Here is a 15,212-nt window from a genome sequence, read left to right as displayed (position 1 = left end):
GGTGGAAAGAAAACAGTGGTTGCAATATGTGCAAGCACAGTTAACGAATACCCCGAATCAGCTTCAGCGTCAACGTTCAAAATTCATACGGGTGTCATATTTGTGAGCTACATGGAAGATCGTTTGTACAAAAAATGTGATGCGGCACAAGTAACAGCCTGAACGCAAAAAGAAAAAAAAGCCGCCATCAGCGCGTCGCTGAGTGCGGCTTTTGTCGATGAATTTTACTTATGGCAGACGGGAAATCTCTCTGGCAATGGCTGCCGACTCCTGTGCCCATCCCTGTGCCAGTACTTTCACCATTTCGTCATAGCCATCTTTCTGCTGCTTAAGCTCCAGATGGAAAGGACGCTTCATCAGCTGTCCCTGATGATTCAACAGCCACTCTCCGCTGATAACCACGGCGCCGTCATAGCGGCCGTGGAACCCCGTCACGTTAACATTCAGCGTGTCCTGATCGCTTCCCAGAGGCTGTGAGGCGACTACCCAACCAGGAAGCTGGCTGCTCAGGTTCGCCACCAGCGTATTGCGAAGCTGCTGATCCAGCGGGCTGGCCCACAGGTTATTGTTGGCGATAACGTACTGCACATCGCTGGTCTGGTAGACCACCCCATTGCCCGCCAGATAATCCGGCACGGCAACCTGTTCAACCCACAGCAGACGACTGCCCTGCGAGGTGCTGCTCTGCGCACCCGGCTGCGCGCTTAGCGGCAACTGGTAGTAGCTTTTGTTGTCGCTTCCGGAACTACAGGCCGTTAATACCAGTGCGCCCACGATGATTAGCCATTTTTTCATTGTTTCGCCCTCTTAGGCTCAGGATCCTTTTTATCTTTCGCTTCAAACACCAGCGCGTTGCTCTTTTCATTGAGCGTTTTCAGAACGGGCTGTAGCTCGCGTAAAACCTGATCAAGACGTTGCATATCCGCCACCATCTTGTTGTAGGCCGCCGAGCCCGGCTGGAAGCCCTGCATGCTGCGGTTCAGCTCGCGCAAGGTTTTCTGCATATCCTGCGGCAGCTGCTGCATGGACTGGTTAGCAGTGATCTTGTTGATATTATCCAGCGTGGTTTGCAGGCGTTGCATCGTCGCCTGGCTCTGATGCAGTGAACCCGTCGCGGCTTCAAGCATAGGATTCAACGGCAGATTATTAATCTTATCCAGCGTTTCCATCAGACGCTGTTGGATCTGCGCCAGACCACTGCTGACCGTAGGAATGATTTTGTAGCCGCCAAATTCGCGGATACCCGTCATGGCAGGCGCTTTAGGATAGAAGTCCATATCCACATACAGCGCCCCTGTCACCAGGTTGCCGGTTTTCAGCGAGCCGCGCAGGCCGCGGTTCAGCAGGTCGCTGATGTGCTCCCCGATATCCTGATCCTCACCTATCTGGTTAATCAAACGCTCAGGTTCAATGCGGATCAGCACCGGAATTCGATAATCATCATCAAGCATCTGCTTAAGGCCCGGAACAAAGTAAGGCACTTGTCCCACAGTCCCCAGACGGATACCGCGGAACTCGACTGGCGCCCCTGGCTGCAAGCCGCGTACGGAGTCCTTAAAGAACATCAGGTAGTCAATGTGATCGGTATAGAGCGCATCCTGAATACTTTTTTGATCGTCAAACAGCCTGAAGGCGGTTTTCTCCGCCACCGGTTGTCCGAGATCCATGCCTTCCGGCACATCGAAACTGACGCCCCCGCCAAACAGCGTGGTGAGCGAGCCCATTTCAACGCGCATACCCGCAGAGGTCAGATCCACCGCGATCCCGCTGTCTTTCCAGAAGCGAACGTTGCTGGTCACCAGGCGGTCATTAGGCGCATTGATAAAAAGCTGATAGCTGATGGTCCGTTTTTGCGGATCGAAGGTGCTTGTTTCAACCGAACCGACGCGATACCCACGGAACAGCACCGGATCGCCCGGCGAGAGCTGACCCGCTTTTTTGCTGTCCAGAATAACGCGGATCCCTTTTGCATCCGGCGGCGCAAGCGGCGGTGAATCCAGCAGCTGATAGTCTGCTGGCTGGGTACCTTTGCTGCCGGGCTGGAGTTCAATGTAAGCCCCTGAAAGCAGCGTCCCTAAACCGCTGATGCCTTCTCTTCCGACCTGAGGTTTCACCACCCAAAAAACGGAATCTTCATGAAGCAGTTTTTCCATGCCGGCATTCAGGCGGGCCTTGATTTCAACATGGGTTAAATCATCCGTCAGGGTCGCGCTTTCGACGACGCCCACATCCACGCTGCGGCTCTTGATGGTGGTTTTCCCGCCCTCAATCCCCTCTGCATTGGTGGTGATGAGCGTCACTTCCGGTCCCTGATGGCTGTAATGATAAAACAGGATCCATGCACCGATCAGCGCGGTCACGATGGGGAAAATCCACACCGGCGACCAGTTTCTGACCTTCTGCACTTTAGCCTCTCCACTCTTATTTTCCATGCTCTTACTCTTCCTCATGGCTTGAATCGGGCTCACGATCCCACGATAAACGAGGGTCGAAGGTCATGGCCGCAAACATGGTCATAATGACGACCAACGCAAACATCAGCGCTCCCATAGCGGGATAAATACTCATCAGCCCTCCCATACGCACCAGCGCAGAGAGAACCGCAATCACGAACACGTCAATCATCGACCAGCGGCCAACAAATTCCACGACCTCATAAATCAGATGCATACGCTCACTGTCACGCTTACCGTGCCCTTTCGCATCCCAGCAAAGCCAGGCAATGGCAATCATCTTCAAGGTCGGAACCATAATACTGGCGAGAAATATAACCCCTGCAACAGGGTATGATCCCTCGCTCCACAGTAAAATCACCCCGGCAAGGATGGTCGAGGGCATTCTGTCGCCAAGCAGATCGGTGATCATGATTGGCAATATATTGGCGGGCAGATAGAGCATGATGGAGGTCACCAGCAGCGCCATGGTCCATTGCAGACTATTTTTACGCCGCACGTGACCTTTTGTTTCACAGCGCGGACACACCTCGACCTCCGCTGGCAGCACGGCGGTGCAGCAGGAGCAGGAGCGAAGCCCCTGACGGATACCCGGTACGCCCACCTTTACCGTCCGCGAGAGCGTCGGGGCCGGGGCGATATCGTCCCAGGCCCAGCGTCGGTCCACGCACTGGAACGCGCGCAGTTGCAGCACGCAATACAGACACCACGGAATAAAGCTGCTGCCAATCCCAACGTCACCGTAGGCCATCAGCTTCACGAAGCTGACGAGGATACCTGCCAGAAAAATTTCTGCCATCCCCCAGCTTTTCAGCTGGAACAGGATGCGCGCGAGTTTAATTTTAAGGGCGGTAGGCATCCTGACGCGGTTGACCAGCAAAAGAATGACCACCAGGCAAAAAGCCGGGACTATCTGAACGAACAGAAGAAAGAAGGTGCCGAGGCTGGCGTAATCTTCCGAGAACATCACGCCTGGAATTTCCAGTAAATCCACCTGGCTTGTCATCCCGCCCACTTTCATAGAGATGAAAGGGAAGAGATTGGAGAGCAGTAACATGAACAGGGCTGCCAGCGCGTAAGCCGTAGGACGCTGCCTTGGCGCGTCCCATTCGGTCGTCAGCGTAGCTCCGCAGCGCGGGCAGGCAGCCTTATGTCCGTGACCAAGCTCTGGCAACGCCACGAGCATATCGCATTGCGAGCATAATATATGCCGATCGGCACGGTGCTGGTCACACATAGATTATCCCTGTTATGCGCCGTTTTTCAGAGACTCAAGGTACTCCCAGCGCTCAAAAGCTTCTTCCAGCGCCTGCTCGGCCTGGGAGAGTTCAGCCAATACTTTCTGAGTATAGTCGTGAGGCTGCGTAAAGAATGACGCATCCGCGACCTGAATTTGCAGTGCTTCCAGCGCCGCTTCCAGTTCTTCCAGACGCTGCGGCAGCCCTTCCAGCTCGCGCTGCAAGTTATAGCTCATTTTAGCTGGAGATTTTTTGGCGGTTTCTGCTTTTGCAACAGCAGGTTCAGCGACATTTTTAGTCTTCGCCTGTTTTTGCACCAGCGACTGCGCTTGCTGACCACGCGCGTCATGATAGCCGCCCACATATTGTCCGATGCGTCCTTCACCTTCGAAGATCCAGCACTCGGTCACGGTGTTATCGACAAACTGACGATCGTGGCTGACCAGCATCACGGTTCCCTGATAACCATCAATCAACTCTTCCAGCAGTTCCAGCGTTTCGACATCCAGATCGTTCGTCGGTTCATCGAGAATCAGTAAGTTACTGGGTTTCAAGAACAGGCGCGCCAGCAAAAGACGGTTACGCTCACCGCCGGACAGCGCGCGCACGGGCGTCAGGGCGCGTTTCGGATGGAACAGGAAGTCCTGAAGGTAGCCCAGCACGTGACGCGGCTTGCCGTTAACCATCACCTCCTGTTTCCCTTCTGCGAGGTTATCCATCACCGTACGGTCCGGATCCAGCTCTGCGCGGTGCTGGTCGAAGTACGCCACTTCCAGTTTAGTACCGCAGTGAATGCGACCGCTGTCGGCCTGCAACTGGCCCAGCATCAGTTTCAACAGCGTGGTTTTGCCGCAGCCGTTTGGACCGATAAGCGCAATTTTGTCGCCGCGCTGAACCTGAGCGGAGAAATCGTTCACCAGCACTTTGCCGTCAACCGAATAATTCACGTTCTCCATTTCGAAGACAATCTTGCCCGAGCGGGACGCCTCTTCAACCTGCATTTTGGCGCTGCCCATGACTTCGCGGCGCTCGCTACGTTCGCGACGCATCGCCTTCAGGGCACGAACGCGGCCTTCGTTACGGGTACGACGCGCCTTGATGCCCTGACGGATCCAGACCTCTTCCTGCGCCAGCTTGCGGTCGAATTCGGCGTTTTGCAGCTCTTCGACGCGCAGGTTCTCTTCTTTTTCCAGCAGATAAGTATCGTAGTCACCCGGATAGGTCACCAGCTTGCCGCGGTCGAGGTCGACAATGCGCGTGGCCATGTTGCGGATGAACGAACGGTCATGGGAGATGAAGATAATGGTGCCGTTAAAAGTTTTCAGGAACCCTTCCAGCCAGTCAATCGCTTCGATATCCAGGTGGTTCGTCGGTTCGTCCAGCAGCAGCACCTTAGGCCCGCTCACCAGGGCACGTCCCAGCGCGGCTTTACGCAGCCAGCCGCCGGAGAGCGCCGACAGCTCCATATCCGCTTCCAGGCCAAGCTGAGCCAGCACTTCGTTAATGCGGTTTTCCAGCTGCCACAGGCCGTGGTGATCGAGCATCTCCTGCACTTTTGCCAGCTCGTTGAGATTCTTGTCGCTTGGATCGGTCATCACCAGATGCGAAATCTCGTGGTAGCGCTTGAGGTATTCCGCCTGCTCTGAAATCCCTTCGGCCACGAAATCGTACACGCTGCCGGTAACGTTACGCGGCGGATCCTGTTGCAGGCGAGAGACGATCAGATCCTGCTCGTAAACAATACGGCCATCATCCAGCCCCTGCTCACGGTTGAGGATTTTCATCAGCGTCGATTTACCCGCACCGTTACGGCCCACCAGACAGACGCGCTCGTTATCTTCGATATGCAGCTCTGCATTATCGAGAAGCGGTGCGTCGCTGAACGAGAGCCACGCGCCATGCATACTAATTAAAGACATTTATTTTTCCTTTCAGACCGCGGAGATCAGCCAGCAGTTATGAATTTGACGGTTACGGGCAAAGTCCTGAGACAGCGTTTTTTGGCTGATTTCTTGTGCTTTCAGTCCCAGTTCGGCCAGGCCGTCGTGATCCATGCGGAATCCGCGCTTGTTGTTCGAGAACATAATGGTGCCGCCTTTACGCAGCAGACGCTTCAGGTCGGTCATCAGGCGCAGGTGATCGCGTTGAACATCAAAGCTATCCTCCATACGCTTGGAGTTAGAGAAGGTTGGCGGATCGATGAAGATCAGATCGAACTGCTCGTCGGTGTCACGCAGCCAGCCCAGCACGTCGGCCTGTAGCAGGCGATGCTGTCGACCGGTTAAGCCGTTAAGACGCAGGTTGCGCTCTGCCCACTCCAGATAGGTACGGGACATATCTACCGTGGTGGTGCTACGCGCCCCGCCAAGCCCCGCATGAACGCTGGCGCTGCCGGTATAGGAGAACAGGTTCAGGAAGTCTTTGCCCTTGCTCATCTGGCCCAGCATACGGCGGGCGATACGGTGGTCAAGGAACAGGCCGGTATCAAGGTAGTCGGTCAGGTTTACCCACAGGCGAGCGTTATATTCGCCCACTTCGATGAAGTCGCCCTTCTCGCCCATCTTCTGATATTGGTTTTTGCCTTTCTGACGCTCGCGGGTTTTCAGCACCAGCTTGTTAGGCGAAATGCCGAGTACGGCGATGGTGGCCGCAATCACGTCCAGCATACGCTGGCGCGCTTTTTGCGCATCGATGGTTTTCGGTGGAGCGTATTCCTGAACCACCACCCAGTCCGCATAGCGGTCAACCGCCACGTTGTATTCCGGCAGATCAGCGTCGTACAGGCGATAACATTCAATGCCTTCCTGCTTCGCCCACTTCTCAAATTTCTTCAGATTCTTGCGCAGGCGGTTGGCGTAGTCTTCCGCCACGCCGGACGGTTTGCTGTCCGCCGCAATCTCTGCCAGATGGTAGTTTTTCTGTACGCAGTCCAGCGGGCCGTTTTTCGCCTTGAACTGGCGATCTGCACGCAGTTGCAGGCAGCTCAGCAGTTCCGGCGAGGCGCTAAACAGAGAAAGATTCCAGCCGCCGAAATGCGCCTTCATGTTGCGCCCCAGCAGGCTGTGCAGGGCAATCAGCGCCGGCTCGCTGCCCAGACGCTCACCGTACGGCGGGTTGCTGATAACGGTACCGTACGGGCCTTTTGGCAGCGGATTGGTCAGGTTCGCCACATCCTTAACGTCAAAGGTCACCAGCTCACCGATCCCGGCACGACGGGCGTTGCTGCGCGCGCGCTCAATTACCCGCGCGTCGCTGTCCGAACCGTAAAAGTGAGACGTGTACTCCGCCAGCCCTTTACGCGCGCGGGTCTGCGCGTCGTCTTTAACCTCTTTCCAGATGGCTTCATCGTGCTGCGCCCAGCCTTTGAAGCCCCACTGTCCACGATGCAACCCTGGCGCACGGTCGGTGGCCAGCATCGCGGCCTCAATCAGCAGCGTACCGGAACCGCACATGGGATCGAGCAGCGGCGTACCTGGCTGCCAGCCGGAGCGCATCACGATCGCGGCGGCCAGGGTCTCTTTGATTGGCGCCATGCCGGTGCGATCGCGGTAGCCTCGCAGATGCAGGCCCGCCCCGCTCAGATCCAGGGAGATGCTCGCCGTGTCGCCGTTAAGCCAGACGTTGATGCGCAGATCCGGGTTTTCGCGGTCAACGTTCGGACGTTCTTTATTACGACGCGTGAAGCAGTCCACAATGGCGTCTTTGACGCGCAGGGCACCGTACTGGCTGTTGCGGATCTCGTCGTTGACGCCGTTGAAATGCACCGCAAAGGTGGCATCCGGCGTGAAGATCTCTGTCCAGTCGATCATCTGTACGCCGGTGTAGAGATCAAGATCGCTGTAGACCTTGCACTCTTTCATCGGCAGCATGATGCGCGACGCCAGACGGCTCCACATCAGGCTCTGGTAAATAAGCCGCGTGTCGCCCTCAAAATGGACACCACCCTGAACCACCTGGCACTCTTTCGCGCCCAGGCCTTCCAGTTCAGTTTTTAACAGCTCTTCCAGCCCACGGGCCGTACTGGCAAACAGAGAATTCATATCGTCACTTTTACTCATAGAAAATTGTCGCGCATTATAGCTAATATGGCGTGTATGTCATAAAGTTGAAGGCTTATTTCTTTAGCGGGAGTGTGCAGTGGCGACGTTATCCAGGCTTTTTATTCATCCGGTGAAATCCATGCGCGGCATCGGCGTGACCCACGCGCTGGCCGATATGAGCGGCTTCGCCTTCGATCGCATTTTTATGGTCACCGAGCCTGACGGTACGTTCATCACCGCGCGCCAGTTCCCGCAGATGGTTCGCTTTACCCCTTCCCCGCTTCATGACGGTTTGCATTTGACCGCGCCGGACGGCTCAAGCGTGGTTGTCCGCTTTGCTGATTTTGCGCCCGTCGATGCGCCAACGGAAGTGTGGGGGAATCATTTTACCGCGCGCATCGCGCCGGACGCTATAAACCAGTGGCTGAGCGGCTTTTTCTCCCGCGACGTTCAGCTGCGCTGGGTTGGACCCGCGCTGACCCGTCGCGTAAAACGCCACGACGCGGTTCCCCTCTCCTTCGCGGATGGATTTCCCTTCCTGCTGACCAGCGAGGCCTCGCTGCGCGACTTACAGCGCCGCTGCAAAGCCAGCGTGCAGATGGAGCAGTTCCGCCCAAATCTGGTGGTGACCGGCGCGGACGCCTGGGATGAAGATACCTGGAAAGTCATCCGCATCGGCAGCGTTATTTTTGATGTCGTGAAGCCGTGCAGCCGCTGTATTTTCACCACCGTCAGCCCGGAGAAAGGCCAGAAACACCCTTCCGGCGAACCGCTGAAAACGTTGCAGTCATTTCGTACCGCGCAGGATAACGGTGATGTCGACTTCGGCCAGAACCTGATCCCCCGTTCAAGCGGCGTGATCCGCGTGGGCGACGAGGTCGAAATTCTGACTCGCGGGCCTGCACGAATGTACGGCGCAGGCCAGCAAGATGAAATGGCCGCCCCTGAGACAAACGTCGCCGCTGCGGTGGATATTCACTGGGAAGGCAAGGTCATTCGTGGCAATAATCAGCAGGTGCTACTGGAGCAGCTGGAGCAGGCAGGGATCCGCGTACCGTATTCCTGTCGCGCGGGGATCTGCGGATGCTGTCGCATTAAACTGGTCGATGGTGAAGTGAATGCCCTGAAGAAATCTGCGATTGGCAATGACGGCACGATACTGTGCTGTAGCTGTGTGCCAAAAACGAGCGTACAGCTCGAAGCTTAAACCGCCTGTTCGAGGCTGAAGGCATCCACGCGCAGCTGTGGCTTCAGCCTGTCATTCATCACTTTGATGGCGTCGCCTAACTGCATCACTCGCCCGGCAATGGTCACGCCGGGTTGGGCTAGCAGGCAGAGCGCGGCGTTTTCACCGGGTTCAACCACCAGCAAATTCACTTCTTCTTCGGTATCGCTCAGATTGACGCTTGCCGCATCGCCGGTAGCCGGGTTCCAGCTCATGCCGTGCGCGAGGAAATGCCAGCTTTTCGGCATTTGTGGTTTCAGGAAACGGATCGCCACCAGCGCATTTAAAACCAGTTCAGCGCGCTGTTCTTTGGAGAGATCGAAGTCGCGGCATTTTTCTTCGAAAGAGAAATAGAGCGCAGCGTCGTCAACGCAAAAGCCTGAAGGAGCAAACGCGTCTGGGGTTAACATTCGGCGCGCAAAACGAGAACGAAACAACATGCCATTGGCTAAGTCGAGCATCATGCGGTCATGCTCTTCACAAAAATACCAGCGCCAGTTATCGTCAGGTTTAATTCGCATGTTTCTCTCCCGTCCCCAAAACGTCCTGTACTAAAAATGTCCTGTTTGCCGCTTCGCTTATAACACTAGTAATAAAAGACTATAATGTCTAAATAAGCAACAATGACGGAATATAAAACAACCAGGGCTGGAAATAAAGCCCTGGTTGTCTGATTAAGAGAAAAGATTAGATATGCGTGACGATTTCTTTAATCAACGGCGGCCCTTTGAAAATAAAGCCGGAATAAATTTGCACCAGTGATGCACCAGCCGCCATCTTCTCACGTGCAGCAATGACAGAATCAATGCCGCCCACGCCAATAATCGGCAGCTGGCCTTTTAATTCCGCAGACAGTGCGCGAATAATTTCAGTGCTCTTTAATTGAACCGGACGTCCGCTTAATCCACCCGCTTCGTCACAGTTTTTCATTCCCTGAACGAGGGAACGGTCGAGGGTTGTATTGGTCGCAATCACACCGTCAATATTATGGCGAACTAAACTGTCGGCAACCTGGATCAATTCTTCAACCGAAAGATCCGGGGCGATCTTAACCGCGACCGGGACATATTTATGGTGGATCGCCTGTAGCGCCGTTTGTTTATTTTTAATGGCGCTAAGAAGATCGTCGAGCGCTTCGCCATATTGTAATGAACGCAGCCCTGGGGTGTTAGGCGATGATATATTCACCGCGATATAACCCGCATAGGCATAGACTTTTTCCATACAAATCAGATAGTCATCTTTACCCTGCTCGACTGGGGTGTCTTTATTTTTGCCGATATTAATACCCAGCACGCCATCAAAATGGGCTTTTTTTACGTTCTCAACCAGACGATCGACGCCAAGGTTATTAAAGCCCATGCGGTTGATCAGCCCCTCGGCTTCAACCAGGCGGAACAGACGCGGCTTGTCATTTCCCGGCTGCGGGCGCGGCGTCACCGTCCCGATTTCGATCGAGCCAAAGCCCATCGCACCGAGTGCATCAATGCATTCGCCATTTTTATCCAGACCGGCCGCCAGGCCCAGTGGATTTTTGAACGTCAGGCCCATGCACTGAACGGGTTTTTCCGGCACGTTTTGACGCACCAGCGCGGCCAGAGGCGTTCCTGTAATACGGCGTAACTGCTGAAATGTAAATTCATGAGCGCGCTCAGGATCGAGCTGGAAAAGGGCTTTACGAACGAAGGGGTAGTACATGAACTCTCCTGGATTCCCGGTGTGCAAACCGGGAGGGGATTATGTGCGATCCCGCCCGGAAAGGGAATTGACCTGTGGCAAAAAAAGCCGTTTAAAACGCAATCGTTTACTTATCGGCAATCTTCTTATGCATTTTTCAGCATTCATCCTGAGGATAAATCATTTAGTGGAATAACCACGCAATGTCACACTCCTGAAAATTGTTATGAATGTTAGATAAAAGCAAACAATTAGTTATAAGGAGCAACCATGCGCGTCATTACTCTGGCCGGAAGCCCACGCTTCCCCTCACGCTCCAGCGCTCTGCTGGAATACGCTCGCGAAAAGCTTAATGCTCTGGATGTGGAAGTGTGTCACTGGAATTTACACAATTTCGCGCCTGAAGATCTGCTCTACGCCCGTTTTGACAGCCCGGCGCTGAAAACCCTGATCGAACAGTTTAAGAGTGCTGACGGGCTGATCGTCGCGACACCGATTTATAAAGCCTCTTTTTCCGGCGCGCTGAAAACGCTGCTCGATCTGCTGCCCGAACGCGCGCTGGACGGCAAGGTCGTCCTGCCGCTGGCCACGGGCGGCACGGTCGCCCATTTGCTGGCGGTAGATTATGCCCTTAAGCCGGTTCTGAACGCGCTGAAAGCCCAGGAGATCCTGCATGGCGTGTTCGCTGACGACTCACAGGTGATTGATTACCAGCATAAACCGCATTTTACGCCGAACCTGCAAACCCGCCTCGACGGCGCGCTTGAAACCTTCTGGCATGCCCTGAACCGCCGGGATCGTCACGCAGCGGCAAGTCATCAATCACAAGGAGTGGCCCATGTTTAAAACCGTTACCCGTATCGGGCTGGCAGGTCTGCTGGCAATGGCGTCACTGGCTCAGGCGGCGGAGACCGCGCCGGAGAGCCTGCGTATCGGTTATCAGAAAGGCAGCGTCAGCATGGTGCTGGCGAAAAGCCATGCGCTGCTGGAGACGCGCTTTCCGGAGACCACATTTTCCTGGGTCGAGTTTCCCGCCGGACCACAGATGCTGGAGGCGCTGAACGTCGGGAGTATTGATTTAGGCAGCACCGGCGATATCCCGCCTATCTTTGCTCAGGCTGCCGGGGCGGATCTGGTTTACGTTGGCGTTGAGCCCGCCAAGCCGAAGGCAGAGGTGATCCTGGTACCGGAAAACAGCGATATTAAAAGCGTCGCCGATCTTAAAGGCCATAAGGTTGCTTTCCAGAAAGGTTCCAGCTCGCACAACCTGCTGCTGCGCGCGTTGCAGGAAGCCGGCCTTAAATTCACCGATATCCAGCCCGTATACCTGACGCCTGCCGATGCGCGCGCGGCGTTTCAGCAAAAGAACGTCGATGCCTGGGCAATCTGGGATCCGTACTACTCCGCCGCACTGTTGCAGGGCGGGGTAAGGGTGCTTAAAGACGGCACTACCCTGAAGCAGACCGGTTCGTTCTACCTGGCGGCACGTCCGTACGCAGAGAAAAATGGCGCCTTTATTCAGCAGGTGCTGGATACCTTTACCCAGGCCGATGCGCTGACCCAGAGCCAGCGTCAGCAGAGCATCACGTTGCTGGCAAAAACCATGGGCTTACCTGAACCGGTGATCGCCACGTATCTTGACCATCGTCCACCCACCACCATTGCGCCGGTTAACGCCCACGTTGCCGCGCTTCAGCAGCAAACGGCCGATCTCTTTTATCAAAACCGCCTGGTTCCAAAGCAGGTGAATATTCGCGAACGCATCTGGCAACCCGCTGGCATTGAAGGAAAAAAATCATGAGTCTGAATCTTTTCTGGTTTTTACCCACCCACGGTGATGGACACTATCTTGGTACAGAAGAAGGCGCCCGCCCGGTCGATCACGGCTATCTACAGCAGATCGCCCAGGCGGCAGATCGCATCGGTTTTACCGGGGTGCTGATCCCGACGGGCCGCTCATGTGAGGATGCGTGGCTGGTTGCCGCATCCATGATCCCCGTCACCCAGCGCCTGAAGTTCCTGGTAGCCTTGCGTCCGAGCGTAGTGTCTCCCACCGTCGCGGGGCGCCAGGCGGCAACGCTGGACAGGCTGTCCAACGGACGCGCGCTGTTCAACCTGGTGACGGGCAGCGATCCGCAGGAGCTGGCGGGCGACGGCGTCTTCCTCGATCATACCGAGCGTTATGAAGCTTCCGCAGAGTTCACCCGCGTCTGGCGGCGTCTGCTGGAAGGGGAAACCGTTACCTTCGAAGGAAAACATATCCACGTTCGCGATGCGAAGCTCTACTTCCCGCCGGTACAGCAGCCGCGCCCTCCCCTCTATTTCGGCGGATCGTCTGACGTGGCGCAGGCGCTGGCGGCCGAGCAGGTCGATCTCTATCTGACCTGGGGCGAGCCGCCGGAGCTGGTTAAAGAGAAAATTGCCCAGGTACGCGCTAAAGCCGCAGAACATGGTCGTACGGTACGCTTCGGTATTCGCCTGCATGTGATTGTACGCGAAACCAACGACGAGGCCTGGCAAGCCGCAGACCGTCTGATCGCTCATCTGGACGACGACACCATCGCCAAAGCACAGGCCGCCTTTGCCAAAACCGACTCCGTAGGCCAGCACCGAATGGCCTCCCTGCACAACGGCAAGCGCGAGAATCTGGAGATCAGCCCAAACCTGTGGGCCGGTGTGGGACTGGTGCGCGGCGGCGCCGGTACGGCGCTGGTGGGCGACGGTCCAACCGTGGCGGCACGCATTAATGAATATGCAGAGCTGGGAATCGACAGCTTTATCCTCTCCGGCTATCCGCATCTGGAAGAGGCGTACAAGGTGGGTGAACTGCTGTTCCCGCATCTGGATGTCGCTATCCCGGAAATTCCGCAGCCGCGTCAGCTTCAGTTGCAGGGTGAAGCCGTGGCGAACGCGTTTATCCCGAGAAAACTCGCGCAAAGCTAAGGAGCCGCCATGTCTGTATTCGCACAAAAATGGCTGCTGCGCGCCGCGCCGTGGTTTCTGCCCGTCGGCATTGTCCTCGTCTGGCAGCTGGCGTCGTCAACCGGCTGGCTGTCGAGCCGCATTTTGCCCTCGCCGGAAGGCGTTGTGGAAGCGTTCTGGTCGCTCAGCGCCAGCGGTGAGCTGTGGCAGCATCTGGCTATCAGCTCCTGGCGTGCCGTCATCGGCTTTTCGATTGGCGGCAGCATCGGCCTGACCCTGGGGCTCATCAGCGGCCTGTCCCGCTGGGGCGAGCGGCTGCTGGACACCTCCGTTCAGATGCTGCGTAACGTGCCGCATCTGGCGCTGATCCCGCTGGTTATCCTGTGGTTTGGCATTGACGAGAGCGCCAAAATCTTCCTCGTGGCGCTGGGGACGTTGTTCCCGATTTATATCAATACCTGGCATGGGATCCGCAATATCGATCGCGGGCTGGTTGAGATGGCCCGCAGCTATGGCCTGTCGGGTTTTGCTCTGTTTACCCACGTGATCCTGCCGGGCGCCCTGCCCTCCATTATGGTCGGCGTACGTTTTGCGCTCGGCCTGATGTGGCTCACCCTGATCGTGGCGGAAACCATTTCGGCAAACTCCGGCATTGGTTATCTGGCGATGAACGCCCGCGAGTTCCTGCAAACGGACGTGGTGGTGGTTGCCATTATCCTTTATGCCCTGCTCGGCAAACTGGCGGACGTCAGCGCCCAGTGGCTGGAACGTAGCTGGCTGCGCTGGAACCCGGCCTATACCGCTCAGGAGGCGAAAGCATGAATACTGCACGACTGAACCAGGGGACACCGTTACTGCTGAACGGCGTGACCAAACGCTACGGCGAAAACACCATTCTGAATGCACTGGATCTGCATATCCCTGCCGGACAGTTTGTGGCCGTTGTCGGACGCAGCGGTGGCGGCAAAAGTACCCTGCTGCGTCTTTTAGCCGGGCTGGAAGCCCCCAACGGCGGCGACATTCTGGCGGGCACGACGCCGCTGGCCACTATTCAGGATGATACGCGCATGATGTTTCAGGACGCGCGTCTGCTGCCGTGGAAAACGGTGATGGATAACGTCGGGCTGGGCCTGAAGGGCAGCTGGCAGGAGGAAGCCCGACAGGCACTCGCCGCGGTCGGGCTGGAGAATCGTGCGGGAGAGTGGCCCGCCGCACTGTCGGGAGGACAGAAGCAGCGCGTGGCGCTGGCGCGCGCGCTGATTCATCGTCCGGGCCTGTTGCTGCTTGATGAACCGCTCGGCGCCCTCGACGCCCTGACGCGGATCGAGATGCAGGATTTGATTGAATCGCTCTGGAAGGCGCACGGCTTTACGGTGCTGCTGGTGACGCATGACGTCAGCGAAGCCGTGGCGATGGCCGACCGGGTGCTGTTAATAGAAGAGGGAAAAATCGGTCTGGATCTGATGGTGGATATTCAACGCCCTCGCCGGGTGGGGTCAGCGAGACTGGCGGAGCTGGAGGCGGAAGTGCTGGATAGAGTGATAAAACGTGGAGTGAGTGAACGGGCATTGATTAAGGCTAATGCCTGATGCCCTCTCCCACAGGGAGAGGGAGAAAACCGATGTCCCGCTACTCCACGCAGGCCCGGTAAGCGTAG

Annotated in this window: 13 protein-coding genes; 6 read left to right on the top strand and 7 right to left on the bottom strand. The window is 56.3% G+C overall.

Annotation, left to right across the window (positions count from 1 at the left end; translation table 11 throughout):
* Positions 1 to 228 precede the first annotated feature (228 nt).
* Genes pqiC through rlmKL form a run of 5 tightly spaced genes read right to left on the bottom strand, consistent with a single transcriptional unit; the run spans position 229 to position 7,731 of the window.
* Positions 229 to 795: a membrane integrity-associated transporter subunit PqiC gene (gene pqiC / locus IM300_RS03245; RefSeq protein WP_112792841.1), complete on the bottom strand. Its 567-nt coding sequence runs from the start codon at positions 793 to 795 to the stop codon at positions 229 to 231.
* Positions 792 to 2,432, bottom strand: coding sequence for an intermembrane transport protein PqiB (gene pqiB, locus IM300_RS03240; RefSeq protein WP_063866301.1), 1,641 nt, complete (start codon positions 2,430 to 2,432; stop codon positions 792 to 794). The genes pqiC and pqiB overlap by 4 nt, the downstream gene beginning before the upstream one ends.
* Positions 2,433 to 2,436: 4 nt before the next feature.
* Positions 2,437 to 3,690 carry a membrane integrity-associated transporter subunit PqiA gene (gene pqiA, locus IM300_RS03235; protein WP_063866300.1) on the bottom strand — a complete coding sequence of 418 codons (1,254 nt, stop codon included), beginning with the start codon at positions 3,688 to 3,690 and terminating at the stop codon, positions 2,437 to 2,439.
* Positions 3,691 to 3,702: 12 nt separating this feature from the next.
* On the bottom strand, positions 3,703 to 5,610 hold the full coding sequence (locus IM300_RS03230) for an ABC transporter ATP-binding protein (protein WP_107535070.1): 1,908 nt from the start codon (positions 5,608 to 5,610) through the stop codon (positions 3,703 to 3,705).
* Between the two features lie 12 nt (positions 5,611 to 5,622).
* The gene (gene rlmKL / locus IM300_RS03225; RefSeq protein ID WP_131637226.1) at positions 5,623 to 7,731 is read right to left on the bottom strand and encodes a bifunctional 23S rRNA (guanine(2069)-N(7))-methyltransferase RlmK/23S rRNA (guanine(2445)-N(2))-methyltransferase RlmL; all 2,109 of its coding nucleotides are present in this window, start codon (positions 7,729 to 7,731) and stop codon (positions 5,623 to 5,625) included.
* Positions 7,732 to 7,828: 97 nt separating this feature from the next.
* Between rlmKL and IM300_RS03220 the strand changes: the two genes are divergently transcribed.
* On the top strand, positions 7,829 to 8,938 hold the full coding sequence (locus tag IM300_RS03220; protein ID WP_193035292.1) for a YcbX family protein: 1,110 nt from the start codon (positions 7,829 to 7,831) through the stop codon (positions 8,936 to 8,938).
* Here IM300_RS03220 and zapC read toward each other — a convergent pair.
* Together zapC and pyrD are read right to left on the bottom strand one after the other, a co-directional pair.
* Complete coding sequence (zapC, locus tag IM300_RS03215) at positions 8,935 to 9,477, bottom strand: cell division protein ZapC (RefSeq protein ID WP_193035290.1); 543 nt, start codon at positions 9,475 to 9,477, stop codon at positions 8,935 to 8,937. The two genes, IM300_RS03220 and zapC, sit on opposite strands and share 4 nt — an antisense overlap.
* Before the next feature lie 166 nt (positions 9,478 to 9,643).
* Positions 9,644 to 10,654 (bottom strand): quinone-dependent dihydroorotate dehydrogenase, encoded by a 1,011-nt coding sequence (pyrD, locus tag IM300_RS03210; RefSeq protein ID WP_063866295.1) that lies wholly within the window; start codon positions 10,652 to 10,654, stop codon positions 9,644 to 9,646.
* A gap of 249 nt (positions 10,655 to 10,903) precedes the next feature.
* Between pyrD and ssuE the strand changes: the two genes are divergently transcribed.
* The 5 genes from ssuE to ssuB are packed head-to-tail and all read left to right on the top strand — an operon-like array spanning position 10,904 to position 15,144.
* A complete protein-coding gene (gene ssuE, locus IM300_RS03205) occupies positions 10,904 to 11,479 on the top strand; it encodes an NADPH-dependent FMN reductase (RefSeq protein ID WP_063449145.1) in 576 nt (191 codons plus the stop codon).
* Positions 11,472 to 12,434, top strand: coding sequence for a sulfonate ABC transporter substrate-binding protein (locus IM300_RS03200; protein ID WP_193035288.1), 963 nt, complete (start codon positions 11,472 to 11,474; stop codon positions 12,432 to 12,434). Before ssuE ends, IM300_RS03200 begins: the two co-directional genes overlap by 8 nt.
* The gene (gene ssuD / locus IM300_RS03195) at positions 12,431 to 13,576 is read left to right on the top strand and encodes an FMNH2-dependent alkanesulfonate monooxygenase (RefSeq protein WP_193035286.1); all 1,146 of its coding nucleotides are present in this window, start codon (positions 12,431 to 12,433) and stop codon (positions 13,574 to 13,576) included. The genes IM300_RS03200 and ssuD overlap by 4 nt, the downstream gene beginning before the upstream one ends.
* 9 nt (positions 13,577 to 13,585) lie before the next feature.
* A complete protein-coding gene (gene ssuC / locus IM300_RS03190) occupies positions 13,586 to 14,377 on the top strand; it encodes an aliphatic sulfonate ABC transporter permease SsuC (RefSeq protein WP_193035284.1) in 792 nt (263 codons plus the stop codon).
* Positions 14,374 to 15,144 carry an aliphatic sulfonates ABC transporter ATP-binding protein gene (ssuB, locus tag IM300_RS03185; protein ID WP_193035282.1) on the top strand — a complete coding sequence of 257 codons (771 nt, stop codon included), beginning with the start codon at positions 14,374 to 14,376 and terminating at the stop codon, positions 15,142 to 15,144. The genes ssuC and ssuB overlap by 4 nt, the downstream gene beginning before the upstream one ends.
* The last annotated feature ends 68 nt before the right edge of the window (positions 15,145 to 15,212 follow it).

The organism is Enterobacter cloacae complex sp. I2 (genome assembly GCF_014896205.1).
Classification (GTDB): domain Bacteria; phylum Pseudomonadota; class Gammaproteobacteria; order Enterobacterales; family Enterobacteriaceae; genus Enterobacter; species Enterobacter quasihormaechei.
The sequence above is the reverse complement of the archived record's forward strand: the minus strand, read 5'-3'. Positions and strand labels throughout refer to the sequence as shown.

Excerpts from the sequence above, each read along its gene's own strand:
- pqiC (WP_112792841.1), bottom strand. The coding sequence starts at position 795 with ATGAAAAAATGGCTAATCATCGTGGGCGCACTGGTATTAACGGCCTGT.
- ssuD (WP_193035286.1), top strand. The coding sequence starts at position 12,431 with ATGAGTCTGAATCTTTTCTGGTTTTTACCCACCCACGGTGATGGACAC.
- pqiB (WP_063866301.1), bottom strand. The coding sequence starts at position 2,432 with ATGGAAAATAAGAGTGGAGAGGCTAAAGTGCAGAAGGTCAGAAACTGG.
- pyrD (WP_063866295.1), bottom strand. The coding sequence starts at position 10,654 with ATGTACTACCCCTTCGTTCGTAAAGCCCTTTTCCAGCTCGATCCTGAG.
- pqiA (WP_063866300.1), bottom strand. The coding sequence starts at position 3,690 with ATGTGTGACCAGCACCGTGCCGATCGGCATATATTATGCTCGCAATGC.
- ssuE (WP_063449145.1), top strand. The coding sequence starts at position 10,904 with ATGCGCGTCATTACTCTGGCCGGAAGCCCACGCTTCCCCTCACGCTCC.
- rlmKL (WP_131637226.1), bottom strand. The coding sequence starts at position 7,731 with ATGAATTCTCTGTTTGCCAGTACGGCCCGTGGGCTGGAAGAGCTGTTA.
- ssuB (WP_193035282.1), top strand. The coding sequence starts at position 14,374 with ATGAATACTGCACGACTGAACCAGGGGACACCGTTACTGCTGAACGGC.
- IM300_RS03230 (WP_107535070.1), bottom strand. The coding sequence starts at position 5,610 with ATGTCTTTAATTAGTATGCATGGCGCGTGGCTCTCGTTCAGCGACGCA.
- ssuC (WP_193035284.1), top strand. The coding sequence starts at position 13,586 with ATGTCTGTATTCGCACAAAAATGGCTGCTGCGCGCCGCGCCGTGGTTT.
- zapC (WP_193035290.1), bottom strand. The coding sequence starts at position 9,477 with ATGCGAATTAAACCTGACGATAACTGGCGCTGGTATTTTTGTGAAGAG.
- IM300_RS03200 (WP_193035288.1), top strand. The coding sequence starts at position 11,472 with ATGTTTAAAACCGTTACCCGTATCGGGCTGGCAGGTCTGCTGGCAATG.